Origin of the sequence: Kitasatospora sp. NPDC059599, assembly GCF_042735125.1 — a bacterium.
Taxonomy (GTDB): Bacteria; Actinomycetota; Actinomycetes; order Streptomycetales; family Streptomycetaceae; genus Kitasatospora.
The window spans coordinates 18,576-41,758 of the sequence record NZ_JBHWCL010000081.1 but is presented as its reverse complement, the minus strand read 5'-3'; the positions used below and the strand labels follow the sequence as shown (position 1 = coordinate 41,758).

The following is a 23,183-nucleotide window of genomic DNA, read 5'->3' as shown; positions in this document are numbered from 1 at the left end:
GGACGAGGGTCACCCGCGCGAAGGTCACTTGACCGCCAGCCAGATGACGGCACCGAGGACGGCCACCGCGACGACGGCGATCAGCGTGACCACGCCGGTCCGGCTGCCGCCGCCGCTGCTGCGGCCGTAGGTGGAAACGTTGCCCGGCTCCTGGCGTGCCGGGGTCTCGTCGACGAACGCCCGGAACATCTGAGTGCTGCCGGCGGGGTCGTAGTCGTTGTCAGCCATGGCAGGGACTCTAACGAATCGGCCCACCTCAGGCACAGCCCGGACCCCCTTCCCGGCCGACGCCCCACCCCGACGTGCGACGGTGGTGCGACGGGCTCGTGAACACCCGGCGGCGGCCGGAATGCCCCACCACGGGATCGGGTTGACTGCGATCATGACCGGAACCCACAGCCGGGTGCGCCTCGGCACCTCCGACCTGTCCGTCTTCCCGCTCTCCCTCGGCGGCAACGTCTTCGGCTGGACGGCCGACGAGCAGCAGTCCTTCGCGGTCCTGGACGCCTACACCGCCGCCGGCGGCAACTTCGTCGACACCGCCGACGTCTACTCGGCCTGGGCCCCGGGCAACACCGGCGGCGAGTCCGAGACCGTCCTCGGCCACTGGCTGCGCAGCCGCGGCAACCGCGACGACGTCGTGATCGCCACCAAGGTCGGCATGCACCCCGACGCGAGCGGCCTCGGCGCCGCCAACATCAAGGCCTCGGCCGAGGCCTCGCTGCGCCGCCTGGGCGTCGAGCGGATCGACCTGTACTACACCCACCGGGACGACGACACGCCGGTCGAGGAGTTCGTCACGGCCCTGGACGAGCTGGTCCGCGAGGGCAAGGTGCGCGCCGTCGCCGCCTCCAACATCGGCGCCGGTCGGCTGACCGAGGCGCTGGCCTTCGCCGAGCGCGAGGGCCTGGCGAAGTACGTGGCCGTCCAGCCGCACTACAACCTGGTCTCCCGCGACACCTTCGAGGGCCCGCTGGCCGACGTGGTCGCCGAGCACGGCCTGGCCACCGTGCCGTACTACGCGCTCGCCTCCGGCTTCCTGACCGGCAAGTACCGCCCGGGCGGGCCGGGCGTGGACAGCGCCCGGGCCGAGGGCGCCGCCCGCTACCTCGCCGAGCCGCGCGGCCCCAAGGTGCTGGAGGCGCTGGACGGCGTCGCCGCCGAGCACGACGTCGAGGTCGCCACCGTCGCGCTGGCCTGGCTCGCCGCCCGTCCGACGGTCGCCGCCCCGATCGCCAGCGCCCGCACCGTCGAGCAGCTCCCGCCGCTGCTGGCCGGCGCCCTCTGCAGCGTCCCCCCGTCGCTGACCGCCCGCCGGCCCGCGGCCTCCCGCGCCAGCGCACCGTCAAGGTACCCCACCGGCCCCCCGCCCGGGCGATGGGGTGGGGGGCCCGGTGGTGTCGGCGGGGGAGTGGTGTCCGCGGGGTCACGGCCGCCCGAAGTGGGTCGGGTAGTAGCCGGCGACGAGGGTCGAGACCCGGACGGTCTTGCCCGGCCGGGGCGCCTCCACGAACGTGCCGCCGCCCAGGTATATCCCCACGTGGTGGATCCCCGAGGCGCGGCCGCTGTCCGACCAGAACACCAGGTCGCCCCGGCGCAGCTGCCCGGCGGTGATCGGCGTGGTCGCCGCGTACTGGTCGTCGGCCACCCGCGGCAGGCTTATCCCCGCGCGCCGGAAGGCCTGCTGCACCAGCCCCGAGCAGTCGTAGCCGGACGGGCCGTCACCGCCCCAGACGTACGGCTTGCCCAGCTGGGCGAGCGCGTAGTCGACGGCCGTCTCCCGGCTCCCGGAGGCCGGCGCGGTGTCCGAGGACGGACGGCCGACGGGCTGGGCGGGGGCCGGGGCCGAACCGCCGCCGGACTGCCCGGTGCGGTCCAGGTAGACGTCGTAGTGGCTGGTCCAGCGCCACTCGCCGCTGCCGTTCTTGAACCAGTACTTCGACCCGTCCCAGCCCTGGCGCGGGCCCGCGGAGGCGGCCGGTCCGTTGGAGACGGCCTTGGCACCCGACCCGCCCGACCCGGCCGAGCCGCCGGTCCGGCCCGTGCGGTCGGCGTAGACCTCGTAGTGGCCGGTCCAGCGCCACTCGCCGGCACCGTTCTTGAACCAGTACTTCGACCCGTCCCAGCCCTGCTTCCCGGCGGCGGCGTGCGCGGACCCGGCTCCGGCCGTCAGCCCGACCACGCCGGCGCCCGCCAGCACGGTGGTCGCCAGGCAGGTGCTCCGCACGGCACGGTGTATTCGGCTGCCGCCGGCCGCCGCCCCGGTGCGGGCGGTGCGCGGCCGGGGCGCGCAGTTCGGGCAACCGCAACCGGCGATCGCGGGGACGCTGCCGAGAAGCTCCTCGAAGCCGATCAGGCCTGGATCCTCCTCCGGACCGACCGAGCCGGCCGGACCGGCCGTGACGGCGGGTCCGGCGTACGAGCCGGTGGCTATCCTCATGCGGGTCGTCCTTCCTTCCGCCCGGCACGGACGGCCGGGGGCGGTACCGAGGCGGCCACTCCGGCCGGGGCGACGAAGGCGACCAGCAGCTGCTCCATCAGCGCGCTGCGGGCGGCCTCGTCCAGTTCGTGCGCGGTCGCTCGCTCCAGACGGCGGACGGCGAGCGCCGCCGCCTCCACCGCGTCGTCCACCAGCACCGTCCGCAGGCCCGCGTCCAGTTCGGCCAGCCGCCGGCGGCGCATCGACTCGGCGACCTCGGGCGCGTAGTCCAGCCCCAACGGCTGCACCGAGTAGACCTCCAGGCCCGCCGGGGCGACCTCGGCGGCCAGCGCCCTGGTCAGCTCGTCGGCGAACCACTGCCCGTCGCGCAGCGCGGGGCCGGGCGCCGCGTTGCTGTCGCAGGGCAGCGTGGACGCGGTGCGGGTGAGCACCGCCTGGACCTGCTCGCGCAGGTAGCCCTCGTGGTCCTCGATCGCCAGCAACGCCCGTGCGGTGTCCTTGACCCGCCAGACGATCAGCAGCCGAACCACGATCGGCGTGCCGGTCCGGTCGACCACCTTCACCGGCTCGCTGCGCCAGTGCCGCAGCCGCACGTCCACCCGGCGGCGGCGCAGCAGCGGGTTGACCCAGACCAGGCCGGTCCGGCGGACGGTGCCCCGGTAGCGGCCCCAGCGGGTCAGCACCCGGGTCTCGCCGCCCGGGTTGGCCAGCAGCCCGGCGAGCGCGAGCACCACCAGCAGGCCGGCCGTGCCGACCCCGGCGATCGCCGCGGTGTCCGCCTCGGCCCGTCCGCTCGCCCGCGCGGCGGGGCCGCGCAGGTCCGCGAGACGGTCCCAGTGCGGAACGACGCCGGTGCGCAGCAGCAGGAACACGACCCCGGCCAGCCCGAGCAGCACCACCAGCAGGGCGGTCCAGCCGGGCAGCGCGGTGGCGCCGTGCTCGCGCAGCGCCTGGTCGGCGCGCGGCGGACGCCGGGACGTGGCGGCGGCGGGGGCCCCGGCCGAGGCGGCGTCCAGCAGCTCGACGGTCTCCGGGGCGGCCCTCTCCAGCGGGTCCCGCAGGTCCGCCGGGCCGGCGGAGGACGGCCCGGGGACGATCGCCAGTGGGGTGGTCGCCGGTCCGCCGTCGGCCGGGCCGACCGGCTCGGCGGCCTCCGCCGTTCTGACCGCCGTGACCCTGGCCAGCGGGCTGGCTCCGGAGGCGGAACGTTCCGGCAGTGCCGGCGGGAGGCTCTGGGTCAGGTTTTCGGGTCGCTGCGAAGAGTCGCGGGTGACGTCCATGCACGGGTCCTCTGGGTCGGTGTGTCGCGCAACGGGCGGCCCGGATCTGACGGGCAGTGCCAGGGTCAGGCTAAGTTCATACGTCATCAAATGCGACATTTGAGTCGAGGTGTGTCGACATTTACTGACGAATCGTCCAAAGCCGACCTGACGCGCAGGCACATGAATGGATGGTCGGACGGTTCGGCGCAGGTCAGCGCCGTCGAGCACCGGGCCCACGGGCGAACACCCGACGGGTGATCAGCCCGATTCCGGCGAGCACCAGCAGGATCCCGGCGAGTCCGGCGCGCCGGCCGACCTCCCCGGACCCCGCGGCCGCGCTCTGCGAACGCTCCACCGGCGGCACGGCCAACGGCCGGGCCGCGCCCCTCCCGGATTCGGCGGAACCGGCGGAACCGGCGGCGGAGCCGGCCCGGGACGGGCTGACGGCAGAGGTCAGAGTCGGACTCGGGCTCGGGATCGCGGTCGGCGAGGCGGTCGCACCGCTCACCGTGGTCGCAGCGGTCGAGGGATTCGGAACGGCGGGCACGGCAGGACCGGACGGATCAGCGGACACCGGCGGAACGATGATCGGCAGCACCCCCGGCGGCACCGGTACCTCGGGCACCGCCGCGACGGACGGACCGGGACTCGCCGCGACCGGGGCGGAGGCCGACGCGGAACCCGTGGCCGCGCCCGACGCGACTGGTACCGACGCGACCGGCACCGTCGTGCTCGACACCACCGGGCTCGGCGGGACCGAGGCCGACGGCGACATCGACGGCGCCACCGACGGCGCCACCGACGACGACGGGCTCACGGCCGACGGGCTCGGAGCGGCCGGACTCGGCACCACCGGAGTCGGCACCACCGCCCCGACGGCGACCCGCACCCGCACCGCGTCCGCCGACGTCCCGTTCCCCGCCTGGTCGGTGGCCGTGACGGTCAGCCACTGCTCCCCGTCCGTCAGGTCCCGGTTGGCGGTGCAGGTCCAGCTCCCGTCGAGCGCCGCCGTCGCCCCGCACAGCACGGCCCGCTGCTCGGAGCCCGCGCTCGACCCGGCCGTGACCAGCACGTTCGCACCCGGTTCCGCCCGCCCGCCGAGCGTCGGGCGGCTGGTTCGCAGGGTCTCCCCCGGAGCCGGCGAGCGGAGCACCGGCCGGTCCGGCGCGACGGTGTCGACCACCAGCGTGACCGGCTGCCCGGCCGTCCGGTTCCCCGCCGCGTCGACGGCGACGGGGGCCAGCTGGTGCTTCCCCTCCGTCAGGCCCTCGACCGGCAGGCAGGACCACCGGCCGGCCGGCCGCACCGCCGTGCTGCACAGTTCGCCGCCCGCGGTGCGGTCGGTGACCGAGACGGTGCTGCCCGCGTCGCCGGTGCCGGTGAGCTGCAGCTCGGGGTCGTTGGTGTACGCGGGGAGGGTGAGCGCGGGGGCGTTCGGCGGGGCGGTCTTCACCGCGACCCTGACCGGTTCACCGCGCAACACCACGCCGCCGCTGGTGGTCTCCACCGGGGTGAGGCCGTGGGTGCCCGCGGCCAGTGCCGCGGCGGGGTGGCAGGACCAGTCGCCGCCGCGCCCGACCTTGGCCCGGCAGAGCGCCGTGTCGCCTTCCCTGACCTCGACCGTGGCGCCGGCCACCGCGCCGTCGCCGCTGATCTCCGGGCGGGCGTCGGCGAGGACGGTGCCGTCGACCGGTTCGGCGATCTCGGGCCTGGCGGCTCCGACGGTCAGCTTGATCCGCTGGTCGGAGACCTGCCCGGAGTCGGCGAAGCCGCCGGAGGAGACCAGCTGGCTGGTGTCCCGGGCGATCCGCAGCCGGGCCCAGGTCTCGCCGGACGCCGCGCCGGACGGGACGGTCCACTCCAGGGTCGCGGTGTCGGCGCCGGGCTGGACCTCGGTCTGCACCCGCTCGGCGGGCTCGAAGCGACCGGTGTGCCCGAAGTCGATCCAGCCGGCGAGGGTGGCGGGCTGGTCGCCGACCTCGACCGGGACGGTCAGCCGGTAGTAGCGGCCGATCGCGGCCTCGGCGGGGAAGCTGATCGACGGGTCGGCTCCCGGGTACTCGCCGCGGCCGGGTTGCAGCTTGGGCGGCGGGCCGGCGAAGGGGCTGCGCAGCGAGGCGCCGTGGTCGAGCCGGACCAGCGGCTCGTCGCCCGCGGCCCCGGCGGACCGGTCCCCGGCACGCCGCGTCGGGTTGGTGGCGTCGGCGCCGAGGAAGAGGTCGGAGACCACGTGCGAGGCGTTGCCGTAGGCCTGCGGCGCGGTGCCCACGCCCTCGTCGACGGTGACGGTGTACGCCTGGCGCAGGACGGGCGGGGCGGTGGTGCTGCCGGCCCGGGCGGTGGAGCGCTGCTCGACCCGGAACGCCGCGGTGCGGACGGTCCCGGCGAGTTCCAGGGAGCCCTCGGCCGCGGAGCCGGGCGCGCCGTCGGAGGTGCCGTCCCGCCCCGCGGGGGCGAGGGTGCTGCCGTCGACCGTCCAACCGGTCCAGTCGGTGCGGCCGACCAGGGCGGGGGCGGCGGGCGAGCCGTCGGTGAGGCTGAGCCGGGTCGCGGTGCCGGTGGTGCCGGATTTCCCGGTGGCGGTCGCGGCGAGGCCGCTGAGGTGCAGCCGGGGATTGCGGACCGGCCGGGAGAATGTCAGCCGGAGCGTTCCGGCGGTGTGCCAGGAACCGTCCGGCTGCGGACCGGCCGGAGTGATGTCGAAGGTCTGCGCGGGATCTCCGGGGTGCATTCCGTCCGCATAACGGGGTCCGGCTTGCCCCCCTCCCGGCCGTTCCGCCAATTCTCCCGCTCCGGCGACGGAACCCACTCCGGGAGAGGCGTCGAAATCGATCCGGACGGAAAGTCCCGAGGGCAGCACCGCGCGGTGTTCCCCCGACCAGGCGTCAGGGGATTGGCGGGCCGCCGAGAGCGGAGCGTTCCAACCGGTCAGCAGCCCGGCCGTGAGGACGGCCAGGGAGGCAGCGGTACGGGGGAACTGTCGGCTCATCCGGCTCTCCTTCACGGTCGGCTGCCGGGAGGCAGGTGTGGACACAAGATCCGACAAAAAAATCACGGTGTCGGAGCGGCCGAACAACGACACCGGCGCTTTCAGCCGCGTCCCACCCGTTCGGCGGTCATCCGGGCGGCAGGACGGGATGTACCCGAAACGGCTGCATTTCATCCGTTGGGAGGCGCTCGATACCACCCGGACGGACGCGGGAATGGGAATTCCCGGCCTATCCGACGGACACCGGCGTCCGGCACCTGACCATTCATCGGGGAACTCCGTACGAATGGCTCGTCTCACCGGGGGGAGCGCCCCGGAACGGGTGGCCGCCGCACCCGTCGGGAACGGTCCGGGCCCCGCCGCTCGCCCGTCACCTCGACCGCGGGTGCCGCCGGCCCTTCCGGCGGACTCGACGGGACCACCGGGACGCACCACGCACCGCGCACGACGGGCCGGCGCAGACCGGCCGGCCGGGCGGACCCGGAAGGAGGAGCCGGAAAACGGAGAAGCCCCCGGCCGGTGGCCGGGGGCTTCTCGTTGGTGCGCTCAGCAGGATTCGAACCTGCAACCTCTTGATCCGTAGTCAAGTGCTCTATCCGTTGAGCTATGAGCGCAAGGAACGGGCGAACCCGATCTTGCAGTGGTTGGTGCGCTCAGCAGGATTCGAACCTGCAACCTCTTGATCCGTAGTCAAGTGCTCTATCCGTTGAGCTATGAGCGCTCGCCCCGGTGAACCGTGCCCCCGGGGCGTTGCGGGGACAACATTACATGACCTGCGACGTGGGGCGAAATCGATTACCCCGGGGCCGCTCCTGGCCTGCTCCCGCCCGGTCCGCGACCGGTCCGCGACGGGGCCGCGACGGGGCCGGGGAGAGGGGGAACGGGGCGCGGGAGCAGGTGCGGGCCGGACCCGACCTGCCCCGGGAATGCGAAGAGCCCCCGTCGACGTGATCGTCGACGGGGGCTCCCGACTGGCGGAGGCTGAGGGATTTGAACCCTCGATCAGGAATAACCCCGAAACCGCATTAGCAGTGCGGCGCCATAGACCGGACTAGGCGAAGCCTCCCCACATGGACCGCACCCGCGCGAAGCGGAGCCGTTCCGTGTGTCAGTGATGATGCCACAACCCTGGGGCTCGGCACCAACCACCGCCAACGTTACTAGGCGGGTCGTCCCCGCCGCAAAGAAGAATGAGATACTGCCGTCTCCGGAGGAGCTGCCCCGAGCCGAGGAGACCTGTCGACGTGAGCAGCAGGCCGATCCGAGGCGCTGCTCGCCTCGCCGCCATACTCGACGCCCTGCCCGACGCGTTGTTGCTGGTGAACAGCAACGGCACCGTCGTGGACGCCAACAGCGCGGCCGTGCAGGCCCTGCAGGCGCCCGGCACCTCACTCGTGGGCATGGGCGTGCTGGGCTTGCTGCCCGAGTTCGACCCCAGTCGGATCCCCGGCTCGATGCGCCCGGCCACCCGCGACGGCGACGCCCTCGACCGCCCGGTCCGGATGACCGCCCACCGCACCGACGGCACCACCTTCCCGGTCGAGGTCTCCGGCAACGACTTCGCCGACGACAACGACACCAGCCGCGGCTACGCGCTCTCCCCCCTCGTCCCGTACGACCCGTACCGCGAGGGCTCCCGTTCGCCGTCCTCCTCCGACCTGCTCCTGCTGCTGGTCCGCGACCTCTCCGGCCGGCTCGGCGTCGAGGCCGAACTGCGCCGCCAGCACAAGCAGACCGAGATGATCCTGCGCGCCGCCGCCGAGGGCGTGCTCGGCGTGGACCTCGAAGGGCGCTGCGTGCTGGTCAACCCGGCCGCCGCGCACATCCTGGAGTACCGGGCGAGCGAACTGGGCGGGCGTGAGCTGCACCCGCTGATCCAGCACTCCCGGGCCGACGGCAGCCCGCTGGCGCTGGAGGAGTCCGCGCTGCTGGACACCCTGACCTCCGGGCGCAAGCACCGGGTGCGCGGCACGGTGCTGTGGCGCAAGGACGGCCGTCCGGTCACCGTCGACCTCACCACCGCCCCGGTCCGGGACGGCGACCAGCTGGTCGGCGCGGTGATGACCTTCACCGACCGCAGCCGCGAACTCGCCCTGGTCGCCCGCAACGAGCACCTCACCGCCGTCCTGGAGAGCGAACTGGGCGGCGCGCTGACCGCGCTGAACCAGCGGCTGGACGCGCTCGCCGCCGACCCGGCCGGACAGCTCTGGCCGGAGGCCAACTGGACGCTGCGCCGGCTCGCCGCCGAGTGCCGCCGCTTCGGGAAGCTGATCGACGGCGTCCTCGACCACCAGCGCTCCGAGGCCGGCGAGGGCGGCACGGCGGAGGCCAAGGACGGCAAGGAGTCCGGGGACGGCAAGGAGTCCGGTGCCGCCGAGCCGGGCAAGGACGGCAAGAGCCGGCGCAAGGCCGCCGCCCGGGTGCCGGTCGCCCTGGACAAGGTGGTCCGCCGGGCCGTCGAGGAGGCCGGCGAGCTGGTCGGCCCCGGCCGGGTCCGCTTCTCGGTGCACGCCGCCGCGGTCGAGGTGATCGCCGACGAGCGCCGGCTCGCCCAGGCCCTGGCCCACCTGGTCGCCGACGTCAGCGGCGCCCGCCTCGACCTGGACCCGCCCGCCGCCCCCTCCCCCGGCCTGACCGTGCCCGGCCTGGCCGGCGGCGCCCCCGCGCTGCCGCCGGCCCCCGAGGTGCCGACCGTCGTCCTGGCCGCCGCCCAGCGCGGCGAGGTCGCCCGGGTCGAGATCCGCGGCCCCGGCGTCGGCGGCAGCCCCGTCCACCTGCCGATAGCCCGCTCGGTGGTCGAGCGGCACGGCGGCGTGCTCCAGCCGCACGAGCTGCCCGGCAAGGCCGGCACCACCTACGTCGTCGAACTGCCGCTGGACCCGGCCGCCGCGAAGGCCGCCGCCGAACGCGCCACCGCCGAGGGCCGCTCCGACCGGCCCAAGGAGAGCGACAGCGCCGTCCTGCCCGAACTGCCGGGCATCCCTCAGCTGCCCAGCAGCGGCGAGACCGCCGACACCGCCGAGTCCGGCCGACAGCCGGGCCGCGAAGCCCCGGCCGCCGAGCGGACGCCCGCCGAGGAACCCCCGGCCACCGAGCGCCGCGGCCGCCGCGGCCGCCCCGCCGGCGAGACCCCGGCGCCCACCCCGCCCGCCGCTCCCGACGTCCCCGCCGACCAGTGGCCGAACGCCCCCGCCCGGGTCGAGCGGGCCGTCCCCGAGCAGTGGAACGGCACCGGCAACGACCCCGCGTACGGCCGCCAGGGCCTGGCCGGTCCGGACGGCGCGCAGAGCGACCCGTGGGGCAAGGACGACGGCCGCTCCGGCCCCGCCTACGCCGTGCCCGTCCAGGGCGAGCGGGCCCAGCAGAACCGGTCCGGCGGCCGCGAGCCGCTGGCCCTCGGCCCGGGCCCGACCGCGTCCCAGCCGGCCACCCCGGCCGCCACCCCGGCCGCCGCTCCGGCCGACGCCCCCGCCGCCGACGGCACCCCACCGGGCGGCACCCCCACCGACGGGACCGCCCCGGACGGGTCCGCCGGCGAGCCCAAGCCCCGCCGCCGACGCGCCCTCCCCTCCACCGAGGACTCCTCCGGCGGCTTCGCCCTGCCCGGCGCGACCGACACCCCGGTGTACCCCGGCCTGGAACACGCCCTGCCGGCCGGCCCCGCACCCGCACCGCCCGAGCAGGCCGCCGCCGCGCCCACCGGCCGCCGCCGCCGGCTGGCCGTCCCGCCGGGCCCCGGCCCGGACGCGTCGACGGGCGCCACCGCCCCGTCCGCGCCCCCCGTACTGCCCGCACCGTCCGGTCCGTCCGGTCAGGAGACGGGTGCGCCCGGCACCGCGCTGGAGCCCGCCCGGCCCGCGCTGCCCGCCGCCGAGGAACCGCAGGCCCCGCGCCCGGTCGGCACCGGCCTGGGCGAACTCACCCCGCCGCGACCGCTCGGCGCCCCGCCACTGCCCGCCGTGCCCGCCGAGGCCCGGACCGCCCCGCGCGCGATGGCCGAACTCCCGGCCGCCGACGAGCGGCCCGTCCCCGAGCAGTCACCGACCGGCGGCGGCGAGCTGGCCAACACCCGGCGGCTGCTGGTCTGGCCCGAGCCCGACCCGGCGACCAGGCAGGCCCTCCAGGCGCGCGGCTACCTCCCGGTGATCGTCAGCTCCCGCGAGGAGGTCGACGCCCAGGCCTCCGGCTTCCCCGCCGCCCTCTTCGTCGACCCGCTCACCGGCCCGATCACCCGCACCGCACTGCAGTCGCTGCGCACCGCCGCGCTCAACCGCCGCGTCCCGGTGCTGGTCACCGCCGGCCTCGGCCAGTCCACCCGGGACGCCGTGTACGGCGCCGACCCGGCCGTGCTGCTGCGCGCCCTCGCCCCGCGCGACGGCGAGCACCACGCCCCGCGGGTCCTGCTGGTCGAGGGCGACCCGGACATCGCCGCCGCCATGATCAGCAGCCTGGAGCGGCGCGGCATGCACGTCGAGCACGCCGTGGACGAGAACGACGCCGTGGCCCGCGCCAGCAGCGTGCAGCCCAACCTGGTGGTGATGGACCTGCTGCAGATCCGCCGCCGCCGGGTCGGCCTGCTGGACTGGCTGCGCGCCAACGACCGGCTGCACCGCACCCCGCTCGTCGTCTACACCTCGGTCGACCTCGACCCGCGCGAACTGCCCCGGCTGCGCACCGGCGAGACGGTCCTGTTCCTCGCCGAGCGCTCGACCAGCGAGGACGTCCAGGGCCGGATCGTCGACCTGCTCGGACGCATCGGCGCGATGGGCGAGGCAGGCGTCGCCGCCGCGGGCTGAGCCGCGCCGGGACGCGCCGCGCCCCCGGGAAACGTCGAAGGGCCGGTCACCCCCGTTCCGTACGGGAGTGACCGGCCCTCCTCACGGGCCCGCGGCTACTCCTTGCCGAGCACCGTGACGTCCAGCTCGTCCGCCGCGTAGCCGGCCCGGATCACCTTCTTGTCGAACTTGCCGACCGAGGTCTTCGGCACCGACTCCACGATCGACCAGCGCTCGGGGAGCTGCCAGGCCGCGATCCGCTCGGCCAGGAAGGCCCGCAGCTCCCGCAGCCCGACGGTCGCGCCCGGACGCAGCACCACGGTGGCCAGCGGGCGCTCGCCCCACTTCTCGTCCGGGACGGCGACCACGGCGGCCTCGGCCACCTCGGGGTGCGCCATCAGCTGGTTCTCCAGCTCGACCGAGGAGATCCACTCGCCGCCGGACTTGATGACGTCCTTGGCCCGGTCGGTCAGGGTCAGGTAGCCGTCCGCGGTGATCGTGCCGACGTCACCGGTGCGCAGCCAGCCGTCCTCGGAGAACTTGTCGTCCGGGCGCACCGGGTCCTGCCCGGCGCCGCCGTAGTACGCCCCCGCGATCCACGGTCCGCGCACCTCCAGCTCGCCCGCCGAGACGCCGTCGTGCGGCATCCGCTCGCCGCCCGGGCCGATCAGCCGGGCCTCGACGGAAGCCGGGAAGATGCCCTGGGTGACCCGGTACGGCCACTCCTCCTCGGCGGTGAGACCGCCCGGCGGCTGGGCGAACGAGCCCAGCGGCGAGGTCTCGGTCATGCCCCAGGCGTGGATGACCCGGATGCCGTGGCGCTCCTCGAAGCCCTTCATCAGCGACGGCGGACAGGCGCTGCCGCCGATGACCACCATGCGCAGGCTGGAGGTGTCGTAGTCGCCCGCGTCGAGTTCGTCCAGCAGGCCGCTCCAGATGGTGGGGACGGCGGCGCTGACGGTGGGGCGGACGGCGGCGATCATCTCGGCCATCGGCTTGGGCTGGAGGAAGCGGTCCGGCATCAGCAGGCCGGCGCCGGACATGAAGGCGGCGTGCGGGATGCCCCAGGCGTTCACGTGGAACATCGGGACCACCGGCAGCGCGATGTCGCGCGGGGTGAAGGCGAAGTTGTCGCCGGTGTTGACCTGCAGGCAGTGCAGGTACACCGAGCGGTGGCTGTAGAGCACGCCCTTGGGGTCACCGGTGGTTCCGGAGGTGTAGCAGAGCACCGCGGCCTGCCGCTCGTCGAGGTCGCCCCGCCACGGGAACGCGGTGGGCCGGCCCGCGATCAGCTCTTCGTAGTCGTGCACGCCGCCCGCGAAGCCGGCCAACAGCGACCGGTCACCGGGACCGCTCACCACGATGTGCCTGAGCGTGGGCGCGAGGTCCGGCAGGACGGCGGCGAGCAGCGGGAGGACCGTGCCGTTGACGATGATCACGCGGTCGGCGGCGTGGTTGACGATGAACGACAGCTGCTGGGCGGGCAGCCGCAGGTTCAGCGTGTGCAGCACGGACCCCATGGCGGGGACGGCGAGGTACGCCTCCAGGTGCTCGGCGTTGTTCCACATCAGGGTGGCGACCCGGTCGTCCCCGGTGACCCCGAGCTCGTCGCGCAGCGCGCACGCCAGCTGCGCGGCCCGCGCGCCCACCTCGGCGTACGTGCGGACGACCGGTCCGGTGCCGTCCCAGGTGGTCACGGTCGAGCGGCCGTGGATCGTGGACCCGTGCTCCAGGATTCGGGCGACGGTGAGCGGGACGTCCTGCATCGTGCTGAACACGGGTCCTCCTTGACCTGGCGGCACTGGCGGCTTCGCCTGCGGCACCTACCGGGCGGTAATGCGCGCCGACCTGCCCGATTTTGCCGCCCCGCGCCACCCCTGTCAGCATCCCGGCCCCGTTGCACGGATCACGGATTCGCGCCGGACCCGCCCTCCGCCCGCCGTCGCAGGAGCTCCGGGAGCCGGGAACGCACGTCGGCGGGGATCTCGCCGTACCGCGTCGGCACCGGATCGTCGGAAGAACGCAAGGCGGGTCCCGGTGCGGCCGGGGTCAGCGGTGGTCGCGGCGGCAGAGGCGGAGGGAGTTGGCGGGGTCGGGGGTGTAGGCGGGGTCGAGGGTCCAGCCCTGTTCGGCGGCGAGGCGCAGGGCCCGGTGGGCGCCGGCGCCGCGGTAGGTGGCGCGGTGGAGCCGGATGCGGCGGTGGAAGGTGCCGTCGGGGGCGGTGACCGTGCGGTAGGTGTCGGCGGCGCGGGAGAGTTCGCGCTTGGTGTCGCGGTCGAGGATGCGGCGGATGTGGCGGTCCCAGGCGGCGGGGCTGTCGGTGAACTCGGCGCGGAAGGCGCGCGGGCCGACCGTCCAGCGGGCACCCCAGCGCTCCCAGTAGTCGGGCTCGGGGCGGTCCACCCAGAAGGTCGCCAGGCCGTACACCGGGACGTAGAGGACCTGGAGCACGAAGACGAACGGCAGCAGCAGGGCGGAGCGGGTCGGCTGCGGGCCCCACGGGGTGCCGGGGGCGGCGGGCGGGTCCTGCGGGGCGGGGGCGTTCAGGCCGGTCGGGGCGGGGAAGTGGCGGACCAGCCGGACGTGCTCGCCGCCGGTGCCGGAGGGCCGTGCCCCCCGCCAGCCGTACCGCTCGCCGATCCGGACCACGCCGGCCGCGCCGAGGCCCCGGTAGAGGCGGTCGGCGAGCCCGAACGACACCTCCCGGCCGAGGTCGGCCCGCACCTCGCCGCCGCCGGCCGCGTGCTTGGCCTCGGCGGCGGCGATCCGGCGCTCGATGATCGGGGTGACGTAGCGCTCCCAGTCCTCCGGGCGGCCGGTGAGCTCGGCGCGCAGGCGGCGCGGCGGGATGAAGCTGCGGTTGACCCTCAGCCAGCCGTCGGAGTCGGGACCGCCGCCGTTGTAGTCCGAGAGGATCAGGACGGCGAAGAGGATGACCAGTCCGACGATCCAGAGCGGGGCGTAGATCCACTGCAGCAGGAACTGCAGCAGCACCGCGAAGCGGTTGCGGCGGGGCAGCGGGCCGGGGAAGCCGCCGGGCTGCGACGGCACGCCCGACTGTGGTGCGGGGACGGGCTGTCGGGCGGCGTCCGGGCGGGCGGCGGACGGCTGCCGGGTGCCGTACGGCGACGTGGCGGCGGGCGGCGGCTGGGCGCCGTACGGCTGCGGTGGCGTGGGCTGGGCCGGGTACGGCTGCGGGGGCGGGACGGGCTGGGCGTACGGGTTGTGTCCGTACGGCGCCGGCTGCCCGTACGGATTCTGCGGCGGCACCGCGCCCTGGCCGCCCGCGGCGCCGTGGCCGTGGCCGTGGCCGTTCGCGGCGCCGTGGCCGTGGCCGTAGCCGTTCGCGGCGCCGTGGCCGTAGCCGTTCGGGCCGCCGTGTTCCTGGTCGTTCGCCATTTCCGCCCCCCTGTGCCGGATCGGGGGCCACCCTATCGGCGGGGTCAGCCGTATCGGCGGGGTCAGCCGTATCGGCGGGGTCCGCCGGCGGTCGGGCCGTCCACCTGGTCGCGGTCGACGGTGAGGGTGGCGCCGCCGTAGGACTCCGCGACGTTGCCGCGGTACTGGTGGACGCGCTGGTGGACGCTCCACAGGTCGGGGTCGAGGCCGCCGGAGCCGGCGGTGTCGGCGTGGTCGTCCCAGCGGGCGTACCAGAGCGCGTCGGGCAGCGGCGAGCTGCCGGCCCGGGCGGCGGCGGCCAGGTCGGCGATGCCGGAGTCGAGGCTGGAGTAGAAGCCGGAGCGGTAGCCGGCGGAGTGCAGGGCCTGGGTCCAGCCGAGGGTGAAGTCGACCACGGCCTGTCCGCAGGCCGGGTCGCGCATCGGGTAGGCCTCGATGTCCAGGTAGACCGGGTTGCCCGGGCCGAAGCCGAGTGACCGCAGCGCGCGGACGGCTTCGGCCGCCTCGTCGCGGCCCTGCTGCGCGGCCTTCGCCGGGTCGATCCGCCGGGGTTTGCGGCCCGGGTCGCTGCACGGCGCCTGCAGTCCGACGTGCACCGGAAGGAAGCGCCAGCCCATCGCGCGCGCCTGGCGCACCCACTCGGCGGTGAGCCGGGGCTGGCCGCAGCCGCGCTGGGACCCGCTGGGGTAGATGCCGACCGCCCCGTACGGGGAGGCGGTGCGCCAGGCCCGCAGGGCGTCGAGCGGGGGCGCGCTGCAGGCGTCGAAGGCGGTGCCGCTCCAGCTCTCGCTGAAGTGGAGCGGGCCGGGCCGGTCCGGGAGGGTGACGGCCCGGATGCGGGGGACGGCGACGGCGGCTCCCGCGCTCGCGCCCGTCCCGTCGGTGGCCAGCAGGAGCACGAGGGAGGCGGCGAGGAGGGCCGCAGGGCGGAGATAGCGCACCACGCCTTGGTACTGACGGATCGTCGGACGAATGCGGAAGCCACGCCGCCGAGCCCGCGCGCGTCCACCTTTTCGGACGCACCCGTCCGCATCCGTCCACATTTTGGTAACGAGCTTGCTGACTTATCACTCCTTACGGCAAACTCGCCGCTATGCCCACCTCCCATACCAGCGAAACCTCCGCAGCCTCGTCGTCGGCCACCGCCGTCGCCGAGGCCCTCGCCATGCCGCCCGCCCCCAAGGGCGAGCCTGCCGGCGAGCGGGGCGGCTGGCGACGAGGTGGGGCGTCCGGACCCGCGGCGCCGCCCGGAACACGGTCCGGCCCGTCCACCGGCCGGTTCGGCAAGGTCCTGCGGCGCCCGACGGGGGGCTCCGCGGCCGAAGGCCGGAGGAGGATCCCGGCGCCGCTTCTCTGCCTGACCGCGATGTTCCTCGTGCAGACCGGCATCGCGCTGTCCAAGCCGCTGTTCGGCCCGCTCGGGGTCAGCGGCACCACCTTCCTGCGGCTCGGCTTCGCCGCCGTGATCCTGCTCGCCGTCACCCGCCCGAAGCTGCGCGACAAGAGCCCGCGCGACCTCGGCGCGGCCGCGCTGCTCGGCATGGCCTCGGCCGGGATGACCTGCCTGTTCGCCGGGGCGATCGACCGGCTGCCGATGGGCACCGCCGCGACCATCGAGTTCCTCGGCCCGCTCGCCGTCGCCCTGGTCTTCGCCCGCCGTGCCAGCCACCTGCTCTGGGCGCTGCTCGCGGCCGCCGGCGTGGTGCTGCTGACCCTGCTCGGCGAAGGGGACGGCGGCGGCTCGCTCGACCCGGTCGGCCTGCTGTACGCCTTCGGCGCGGCCGCCTGCTACGCCGCGTACATCCTGTTCACCGACAAGGTCGGCGCGGCCTTCCAGGGGTTCCAGGGGCTGGCGGTGTCGATGACGGTCGGCGCGCTGACGCTGGCTCCGCTCGGGCTCGGCGAGGCCTGGCACGGGCTGACCGCGCCCGGCGCCTCGCCGGTGGTGCTGCTCGCTTCGGTGGCCGGGGTGTCGCTGCTGCTGCCGGTGATCCCCTACGCGCTGGAGATGACCGCGCTGCGGCGGATGCCGCAGCGGGTGTTCAGCGTGCTGGTCAGCCTGGAGCCGGCCGTCAGCGCGCTGGTCGGCCTGGTGGTGCTGGGCCAGCTGCTCGGTGTGCCGCAGCTGGCCGGGATCGGCTGCGTGGTGGCGGCCAGCGTGGGCGCCACGCTGACCGGGCGACGATAGGCGCGCCGGCGCACGGCGGCCGGCCGTAGCCGACGGTGGCCACGGCCGGCTCACGGCCGGTGCGGGCTCACGGCTGGTGCGGGCTCACGGCTGGTGCGGGCTCACGGCCGGGCCGTGGCCACCGGCCGGCTCACGGCCAGAGCAGGGAGCGCGACCAGTCCGGGGAGCTGACCGGACCGCTGCGGGTGTAGCGCAGCCGGACGTGCCGGCGCTGGGAGTCGCCCTGCCAGAACTCCACCTCGTGCGCCCACAGCGTGTAGACGGCGTGGCCGGGCGGGACGACGTCGGGGTGCGCCTCCAGCCGACGGCGGGCGACCGCCACCGCCTCGTCGTACTCGGTCAGCGAGGCCAGCGGCTCGCTCTGCCGGCCGACCAGCGAGGAGGCCCGGGCGGCGGGCGAACGGGTGGCGAACTCGGCGGCGGCGACCAGGTCCAGGGCCCGTTCGACGCTGCCGCGCACCCGCACCTGGCGGCCAAGCTGCGGCCAGTAGACGGTCAGCGCGGCGGCCGGGTGGTCGGCGAGCTGACGGCCCTTGGGGCTGTCGGCGGCGGCGGAGAAGTTCCAGCCGGTGCCGGCCGCGTCGACGTCGCGCAGCACGAGCACCCGGGCGTCCGGCATGCCGTCCGCGTCGACGGTGGAGAGGGTGAACGCCTGCGGGTCCAGCACCCCGGCGTCCAGGGCGGTGGCGAGCCAGTCCACGAACAGCGGGCCGGGCTCGGCGGCGGCGGCCTCGTGGTCGAAGAACGGCAGCGGGCGGGCCATCGGCGGGCGACCCAGCAGCAGCTCCGGGACGGACCGGGGCTCGGGCCGGCGCTCGCCGGGCGGCGCGGCCACCGGCTCGGGGCGTTCCGCCGCCGGCTCCGGTGCGGGCCAGGCCTCGTCCGGGCCGGTCAGGCCCTCCTCCTCCGCCGCCATCGCGCGCCCTCTCCTCCGGTTGCCGCGGTCACCACCCCGGCCGGGCCCTCCTTTCCGGGCTCCGGCGCGTGGTGCGCTGTCGGAGCGCAACCGTACCGCCGAGGGCCGACGGCTCCGGGCGCGGGCCCTCGGTGGACGGATCACGGCCGGTCGGCCCGGGGACGGCGCCGGACGCACTCGTGGGCGGTGCCGATGGTGGCACCGCCCACGGGGCCGGTTTCGCGGTGACCCTTTCCGCTGGCCGGTCATGCGCTGTTCCCTCGGTGATGCGCGGTTCCCTCCGGTTGTCGCGGTCGTTTCGGTCGTCGTTCCGGCTGTCCGGCTGTTCCGGCTGTTGCGGTCGTCCTGGTCGGATCGACCGGTCCGGTCCGGTCCGGAACGGCCCGGGCCCGTCCTCGGGTGCTCAGCTCACCCGCGGCCACCCACCTCCGGCGCCCCCGCCCTCAGTGGTGCCCGGTAGGACCCGGCGCGGTCGCACGGCCCTGCGGCCCTGCGGTCACGCGGTCGTGCGGTCGTGCGGTCGTGCGGTCGTGCCGTCGTACGGCCCCGTGGTCAGGGGAAGATCGGCGCGAAGATGACGTTGACGTTCTTGTTGCCCTGACCTGCCAGGATCGCGCCCGCGTTGTCCTTCACCGCGAGCGTGTTGTTCTGGTTCGAGGCACCGGAGCCGGTGGCCGTCTGCTGCGTGGAGACGTCGTTGCCGTCGACCCCGCCGAAGACGTTGCCGGTGCCGACGTCGGAGACCACGCCGGCATTGGAGCCGGCCGCGGCGCCCGCGCCGTTGTCGGCGGCGGCGATGCCGGCACCCAGCAGTAGCAGACCGGCCGCGAGCGGACCGGCGAGCAGGAGTCCGGCCACCCGCCGGGGGTGGATGCGAGCCATGAAAGCCTCCAGAAAGCTGTTGATCGCGCAACGGTCGAGCATGGTGTGCGGGTTCGCCGGCCAGACGAACACCTGGTGGCTGCGACGCCGGGAGACAGACTTCCGCAACAAATCGACAAAGCACTAGCTCGTCCGGCAGTTTTCGCCCGTTAGCGTGATATCCGCCCGGGCCGCGCATGACGTCGGGGAAACCGGAGAGCGCGCCGACGCACCGCTACCCACCTGGGACGTTGCCCGAACGGCCGTCGATTCGAGCGCGATGTGACGCGGCGCTTCGACGCCACACGAACCACCGAGCGCACCACCCCGGCGCGGACGGATCGCGGACACGCCCCGGAAAGGTTCGACCACCCTCCCGTGTCGACTTTTTCAGCCATTCGCAGACCATCGGAAAGTCACACCGAAACGGCGGGCGCAAGAAGACGAACAATCCACCGTCGGTCGCCGGAGAGGATCAGACCATCTTGCCCGGGTTCAGGATCCCCAGCGGGTCGAAGACCGCCTTCAGCTGCCGCTGCAGGTCGAGCGCCACCGGGCCCAGCTCGCGGGCCAGCCAGTCCCGCTTGAGCAGCCCCACCCCGTGCTCGCCGGTGATCGTGCCGCCCAGCTCCAGCCCGAGCGCCATGATCTCGTCGAAGGAGCGCTGGGCGCGCGCGGTCTGCTCCGCGTCCCCGGCGTCGAAGATCACGATCGGGTGGGTGTTGCCGTCCCCGGCGTGACTGACCACCCCGATGGTCAGCCCCTGCCGCTCCGCGATCGCCGCGACGCCGTTCAGCATCTCGGCCAGCCGGGACCGCGGCACCGCCACGTCGTCGATCATCGTGGTGCCCAAGCGGTCCAGCGCGGGCAGCGCAAGCCGCCGGGCGGCCAGCAGCAGATCGGACTCCGCCTGGTCCTCGGCCGGCACCACCTCGGTCGCCCCGGCCGCCCGGCACAGCTCCGCGACCCGCGCCAGCTCGCCGACCCGGTCCGGCCCGTCGAAGGCCACCAGCAGCAGGGCCTGGGTCGACTCCGGCAGCCCCATCTGCCCCAACTCGTTGACGGCCCGCACCGAGACCGCGTCCATCAGCTCCATCAGCGACGGGGTCAGGCCCCGCGCCATCACCTCGCAGACCGCCGCACCGGCCGCGTCCGCGCTGGGGAACTCCGCCGCCAACGCCAGCTGCGGGGCGGGCGCGGGCCGCAGCGCCAGGACGGCCCGGACCACCACGCCGAGCGTCCCCTCCGAGCCGACGAACAGGCGGGTCAGGTCGTAGCCGGCCACGCCCTTGGCCGTCCGGCGGCCGGTGGACAGCAGCCGCCCGTCCGCCAGCACCACGTCCAGGCCGAGCACGTACTCGCTGGTGACGCCGTACTTCACGCAGCAGAGCCCGCCCGCTCCGGTGCCGATGTTGCCGCCGATCGTGCAGGACTCCCAGCTGGACGGGTCCGGCGGGTAGGCCAGGCCCGACTCCCCCGCCGCGCGCGAGAGTTCGGCGTTCACCACACCGGGCTCGACGACCGCGATCCGGTTCACCGGGTCGATCTCCAGGATCCGGTCCAGCTTCACCAGCGACAGCACGACGCAGCCGTCCACCGCGTTCGCCGCACCGGAGAGGCCGGTCCTGGCGCCCTGCGGCACCACCGGCACGCGCAGCCCGGTCGCGGTGCGCATCACGTGCTGCACCTGCTCGACCGTCTCCGGGAACACCACCGCGGCGGGCACGCCGGCCGCGCAGAACCCGGCCATGTCGCGGCTGTACGCGGCGGTCACGTCGGGGTCCACCACCACGGCCCCGGCCGGGAGGCCCAGCGCCAGTCGGTCCGTCAGATCACTCATCGCCGCCTCCGCCCGCCGCCCGACCAGCTCCGCACTCCGCACTCTGCCCGCGTGCCGGTGGTGCGGCAAGTGGGCCTCGGGCCCGACCGGGAGCCCGTGGCGGGCGGCCCCGGCCGTGGGCGTCCGCCATCGGTCAGGCGCGGCGGAGCGTGCGGGTGGCCAGCGCGGCGACGGCGGCGGTGGCCGTGGCGAGGGCGCAGAGCAGGGTGGGCAGGGCCGCGCCCGTCGCGTCCGCAAGCAGGCCCAGCAGGGCGTTCGACACCACCAGGGCCACGCTCTGCACGAGCGTCGACAGCGCCTGTACCCGGGAGAGGTGGGACGGCGGAGCGCCCGTCAGCACCAGCGGTCCGATGTGGCAGGCGAACAGCCCCGATCCGATGCCCGTGACCGTGCTGCCGGCCACCGCCGTCACCGGCCCCGCGGCCAGCGCCAGCAGCGCGATCCCCGCCGACGCCGTCCCGAGTCCGGCCGCTGCCCCGACCCCCGTCCGGGGCAGCGCGCCGCACCGGGCGACCAGACCGGCCACCGCGAGCACCCCGGCCGCCTGACCGCCGGTCACCAGTCCCGCCGTGCCCGCCGTCCAGCCGTGCGCCCTCGCCAGCAGCGGACCGAGCAGGGACACCACCGGCAGCAGTGCCCCGGCGGCCGCGCCGGTGAGCAGCAGCGCGGACCGCAGCAGCGGGTCGCCGAGGGCGAGCCGGATGCCGGACACCGCCTCCCGCAGCAGGCCGGCCGACGCGGCGGACGGCGCCCCCTCACGTGGCCGGACCCGCAGCAGGACCAGCAGGACGACCCCGAAGCTCGCCGCGTCCGCCGCCGCCGCACCGGGCAGCCCGCCGATGGCGACCAGCAGGCCGCCCAGCGGTGCCCCGAGCAGGACGGCGGCCTGCCCGCCCGCCTGGCGCAGCGCGAGCGCCCGGGGCAGCCGGTCGGCGGGCACCAGGCGGGCGGGCATCGACCCGCTCGCCGGGAGGTGGAAGGCGTCGACGGTCCCGATCACGGCCGCCGCCGCGACCAGCAGCCACAGCGGCGTGGCCCGCCCGCCCGCCGCGAGGGCCAGGGCGGCGGTCGCGACCAGCATGACCGTGTCCCCGACGAGCATCACCCGGCGGGCGCCGAACCGGTCCGCGACGGCGCCGCCCAGCAGGACCAGCACCGTCCGCGGCACGGTGACCGCGGTCAGCACGAGGGCCGCCGCCCCGCCGCCGTGCGCCGAGGCGGCCCAGCCGAGGGCGAAGTACAGTGCGGCGTCGCCCAGCAGTCCGGCCTGGGTCCCGGCCAGCCAGAGCAGGTACGGCGCGGGCAGCGGTGCCCGCGGGCCGGTGGCGGGGTCCGTGGCGGTGCCGCCGGCGCCGCGGGTGGCGGTGGTCGTCATGCCGGGCGACGCTAGGACCCTCGACCCGGTCGAGGGCAAACGCGCGCGGGCCCGGCAAGATCGGCCGGACGGGGCCTACCGGCGGACCACCGGCTCCTGGAGTTCGGTGACCCACCCGGCCGGGTCCTCCGGGCACTCCACGTACAGCTCCCGGGCGTAGCCGTCCGAGCGGTAGCCGTTCTCCTCGATGAACCGGGCCAGTTCCTGGACGGTGCCCAGCACCCCGTCCATCGGGCCGCGGTGCACGATCGTCGCCGCCTCCCCGATCGGCGGCAGGTCGAGCACCTCGAAGTCGTGCCCGGCCGGCCGCACCGACGGTCCGACCGGGACGGCGACCAGGACCAGCACCGAGCCGTCGCCCTCCGGCGCGTCCTCGTACCGGGCGATGGACGGGCCGGTCGCCTCGACCCCGGCCGCGGCCATCCGCCGGCACAGTTCGGCGAACAGCGGGCCGATCACCGGCGTGATGTCCTCGGGCTCGTAACTCGCGGCCACACCGGCCAGTTGGGCCGCCCGGACGGACGGCACCGGCTTCACCACGACATCGTGTGCGGACATGGTCCCCTCGCTCTCGATCGTTCGGAGCCTCGCCTCCACCCGGGCCAGCCGCAGCTCGTCCGCCGCGATGGCCTCGGCGAGTTGGGCCCGCCGAAGCCGCAGCATCCCGCGCAGTTCGGCCGCGTCCACCTCGTCGTCCAGGACGGCGCGCACCTGCTGCAGCGTGAAACCGAGCTCCTTGAGCGCGATCACCCGGTTCAGTCGGGCGAGTTGGGCCGCCTCGTAGGAGCGGTAGCCGCTGACCGGGTCCACCCGGGCGGGCCGCAGCAGTCCGATCGCGTCGTAGTGGCGCAGCATCCGCACCGACACCCGGCCGTGGCTGGCGAAGTCTCCGATGGTCAACATGGTGGCTCCACTCCATCGCCTCCCACGGTGTCAGGGTCAACCCCGGCCGCCGGACCCGACCCCGGGAACGCAAAGGGCGGGTGCCGAATCGATATCGGCACCCGCCCTGAGCAGGTGGTTCTCCTACTGGCGGAGAGCGTGGGATTCGAACCCACGGTGACGGGTCACGCCACGACAGTTTTCAAGACTGTTCCCTTAGGCCGCTCGGGCAGCTCTCCAGGCGGAGGTCAGCCTA

14 protein-coding genes, 4 tRNA genes and 1 pseudogene are annotated in these 23,183 nt (G+C 75.3%); 3 read left to right on the top strand and 16 right to left on the bottom strand.

The genetic code is table 11. The features are described 5' to 3' along the window. Positions 1-24: 24 nt before the first annotated feature. Positions 25-228, bottom strand: coding sequence for a hypothetical protein (locus ACFV04_RS25950; RefSeq protein WP_360253789.1), 204 nt, complete (start codon positions 226-228; stop codon positions 25-27). Positions 229-382: 154 nt separating this feature from the next. Between ACFV04_RS25950 and ACFV04_RS25945 the strand changes: the two are divergent. Then, positions 383-1,282 (top strand): annotated as a pseudogene (locus ACFV04_RS25945) (aldo/keto reductase); the annotation flags it as partial. A gap of 144 nt (positions 1,283-1,426) precedes the next feature. Here the strand turns inward: ACFV04_RS25945 and ACFV04_RS25940 are convergent. The 6 genes from ACFV04_RS25940 to ACFV04_RS25915 form a co-directional block, all read right to left on the bottom strand. Beyond that, positions 1,427-2,440: a C40 family peptidase gene (locus ACFV04_RS25940; RefSeq protein ID WP_380336855.1), complete on the bottom strand. Its 1,014-nt coding sequence runs from the start codon at positions 2,438-2,440 to the stop codon at positions 1,427-1,429. After that, positions 2,437-3,720 (bottom strand): SPFH domain-containing protein, encoded by a 1,284-nt coding sequence (locus ACFV04_RS25935; RefSeq protein WP_380532726.1) that lies wholly within the window; start codon positions 3,718-3,720, stop codon positions 2,437-2,439. Before ACFV04_RS25935 ends, ACFV04_RS25940 begins: the two co-directional genes overlap by 4 nt. A gap of 193 nt (positions 3,721-3,913) precedes the next feature. Continuing rightward, positions 3,914-6,433 (bottom strand): Ig-like domain-containing protein, encoded by a 2,520-nt coding sequence (locus tag ACFV04_RS25930; protein WP_380532723.1) that lies wholly within the window; start codon positions 6,431-6,433, stop codon positions 3,914-3,916. 796 nt (positions 6,434-7,229) lie between these two features. After that, positions 7,230-7,305 (bottom strand) — tRNA-Arg (locus ACFV04_RS25925). Between the two features lie 31 nt (positions 7,306-7,336). After that, positions 7,337-7,412, bottom strand: a tRNA-Arg gene (locus ACFV04_RS25920). Positions 7,413-7,663: 251 nt separating this feature from the next. Further along, positions 7,664-7,757: transfer RNA gene (locus ACFV04_RS25915), tRNA-Ser, on the bottom strand. A 178-nt stretch (positions 7,758-7,935) separates the two neighbouring features. Between ACFV04_RS25915 and ACFV04_RS25910 the strand changes: the two genes are divergently transcribed. Next, positions 7,936-11,487, top strand: coding sequence for a PAS domain-containing protein (locus ACFV04_RS25910; RefSeq protein WP_380532721.1), 3,552 nt, complete (start codon positions 7,936-7,938; stop codon positions 11,485-11,487). Positions 11,488-11,582: 95 nt separating this feature from the next. Here ACFV04_RS25910 and ACFV04_RS25905 read toward each other — a convergent pair whose 3' ends face one another. The 3 genes from ACFV04_RS25905 to ACFV04_RS25895 all read right to left on the bottom strand — a co-directional run bounded on the left by ACFV04_RS25905 (position 11,583) and on the right by ACFV04_RS25895 (position 15,806). Continuing rightward, entirely contained in the window at positions 11,583-13,244 is a 1,662-nt protein-coding gene (locus tag ACFV04_RS25905) for a long-chain fatty acid--CoA ligase (RefSeq protein ID WP_380532719.1), read from the bottom strand. Between the two features lie 271 nt (positions 13,245-13,515). Beyond that, entirely contained in the window at positions 13,516-14,865 is a 1,350-nt protein-coding gene (locus ACFV04_RS25900) for a hypothetical protein (RefSeq protein WP_380336869.1), read from the bottom strand. Positions 14,866-14,927: 62 nt separating this feature from the next. Further along, a complete protein-coding gene (locus tag ACFV04_RS25895) occupies positions 14,928-15,806 on the bottom strand; it encodes a DUF1906 domain-containing protein (protein WP_380532717.1) in 879 nt (292 codons plus the stop codon). 152 nt (positions 15,807-15,958) lie between these two features. Here ACFV04_RS25895 and ACFV04_RS25890 point away from each other — a divergent pair, with 152 nt between their 5' ends. Then, positions 15,959-17,053 (top strand): DMT family transporter, encoded by a 1,095-nt coding sequence (locus ACFV04_RS25890; protein WP_380532714.1) that lies wholly within the window; start codon positions 15,959-15,961, stop codon positions 17,051-17,053. Positions 17,054-17,183: 130 nt separating this feature from the next. Here the strand turns inward: ACFV04_RS25890 and ACFV04_RS25885 are convergent, their stop codons facing one another. From ACFV04_RS25885 to ACFV04_RS25860, 6 genes are all read right to left on the bottom strand, one after another. Continuing rightward, positions 17,184-17,969, bottom strand: a complete 786-nt coding sequence (locus ACFV04_RS25885) for a pyridoxal 5'-phosphate synthase (protein WP_380336876.1) — start codon at positions 17,967-17,969, stop codon at positions 17,184-17,186. A gap of 552 nt (positions 17,970-18,521) precedes the next feature. Continuing rightward, complete coding sequence (locus ACFV04_RS25880) at positions 18,522-18,851, bottom strand: hypothetical protein (RefSeq protein WP_380336879.1); 330 nt, start codon at positions 18,849-18,851, stop codon at positions 18,522-18,524. A gap of 454 nt (positions 18,852-19,305) precedes the next feature. Then, positions 19,306-20,670, bottom strand: a complete 1,365-nt coding sequence (locus ACFV04_RS25875; RefSeq protein ID WP_360253813.1) for an FAD-linked oxidase C-terminal domain-containing protein — start codon at positions 20,668-20,670, stop codon at positions 19,306-19,308. 133 nt (positions 20,671-20,803) lie between these two features. Beyond that, a complete protein-coding gene (locus ACFV04_RS25870) occupies positions 20,804-22,045 on the bottom strand; it encodes an MFS transporter (protein ID WP_380532710.1) in 1,242 nt (413 codons plus the stop codon). Positions 22,046-22,120: 75 nt separating this feature from the next. Then, positions 22,121-22,948 carry a MerR family transcriptional regulator gene (locus tag ACFV04_RS25865; RefSeq protein WP_380336884.1) on the bottom strand — a complete coding sequence of 276 codons (828 nt, stop codon included), beginning with the start codon at positions 22,946-22,948 and terminating at the stop codon, positions 22,121-22,123. A gap of 127 nt (positions 22,949-23,075) precedes the next feature. Continuing rightward, positions 23,076-23,166: transfer RNA gene (locus ACFV04_RS25860), tRNA-Ser, on the bottom strand. Between the last annotated feature and the right edge of the window lie 17 nt (positions 23,167-23,183).

Coding starts and splice junctions, on each gene's coding strand:
- ACFV04_RS25875 (WP_360253813.1), bottom strand. CDS start 20,670: ATGAGTGATCTGACGGACCGACTGGCGCTGGGCCTCCCGGCCGGGGCC.
- ACFV04_RS25935 (WP_380532726.1), bottom strand. CDS start 3,720: ATGGACGTCACCCGCGACTCTTCGCAGCGACCCGAAAACCTGACCCAG.
- ACFV04_RS25900 (WP_380336869.1), bottom strand. CDS start 14,865: ATGGCGAACGACCAGGAACACGGCGGCCCGAACGGCTACGGCCACGGC.
- ACFV04_RS25885 (WP_380336876.1), bottom strand. CDS start 17,969: ATGGCGGCGGAGGAGGAGGGCCTGACCGGCCCGGACGAGGCCTGGCCC.
- ACFV04_RS25940 (WP_380336855.1), bottom strand. CDS start 2,440: ATGAGGATAGCCACCGGCTCGTACGCCGGACCCGCCGTCACGGCCGGT.
- ACFV04_RS25890 (WP_380532714.1), top strand. CDS start 15,959: ATGCCCACCTCCCATACCAGCGAAACCTCCGCAGCCTCGTCGTCGGCC.
- ACFV04_RS25930 (WP_380532723.1), bottom strand. CDS start 6,433: ATGCACCCCGGAGATCCCGCGCAGACCTTCGACATCACTCCGGCCGGT.
- ACFV04_RS25950 (WP_360253789.1), bottom strand. CDS start 228: ATGGCTGACAACGACTACGACCCCGCCGGCAGCACTCAGATGTTCCGG.
- ACFV04_RS25880 (WP_380336879.1), bottom strand. CDS start 18,851: ATGGCTCGCATCCACCCCCGGCGGGTGGCCGGACTCCTGCTCGCCGGT.
- ACFV04_RS25870 (WP_380532710.1), bottom strand. CDS start 22,045: ATGACGACCACCGCCACCCGCGGCGCCGGCGGCACCGCCACGGACCCC.
- ACFV04_RS25865 (WP_380336884.1), bottom strand. CDS start 22,948: ATGTTGACCATCGGAGACTTCGCCAGCCACGGCCGGGTGTCGGTGCGG.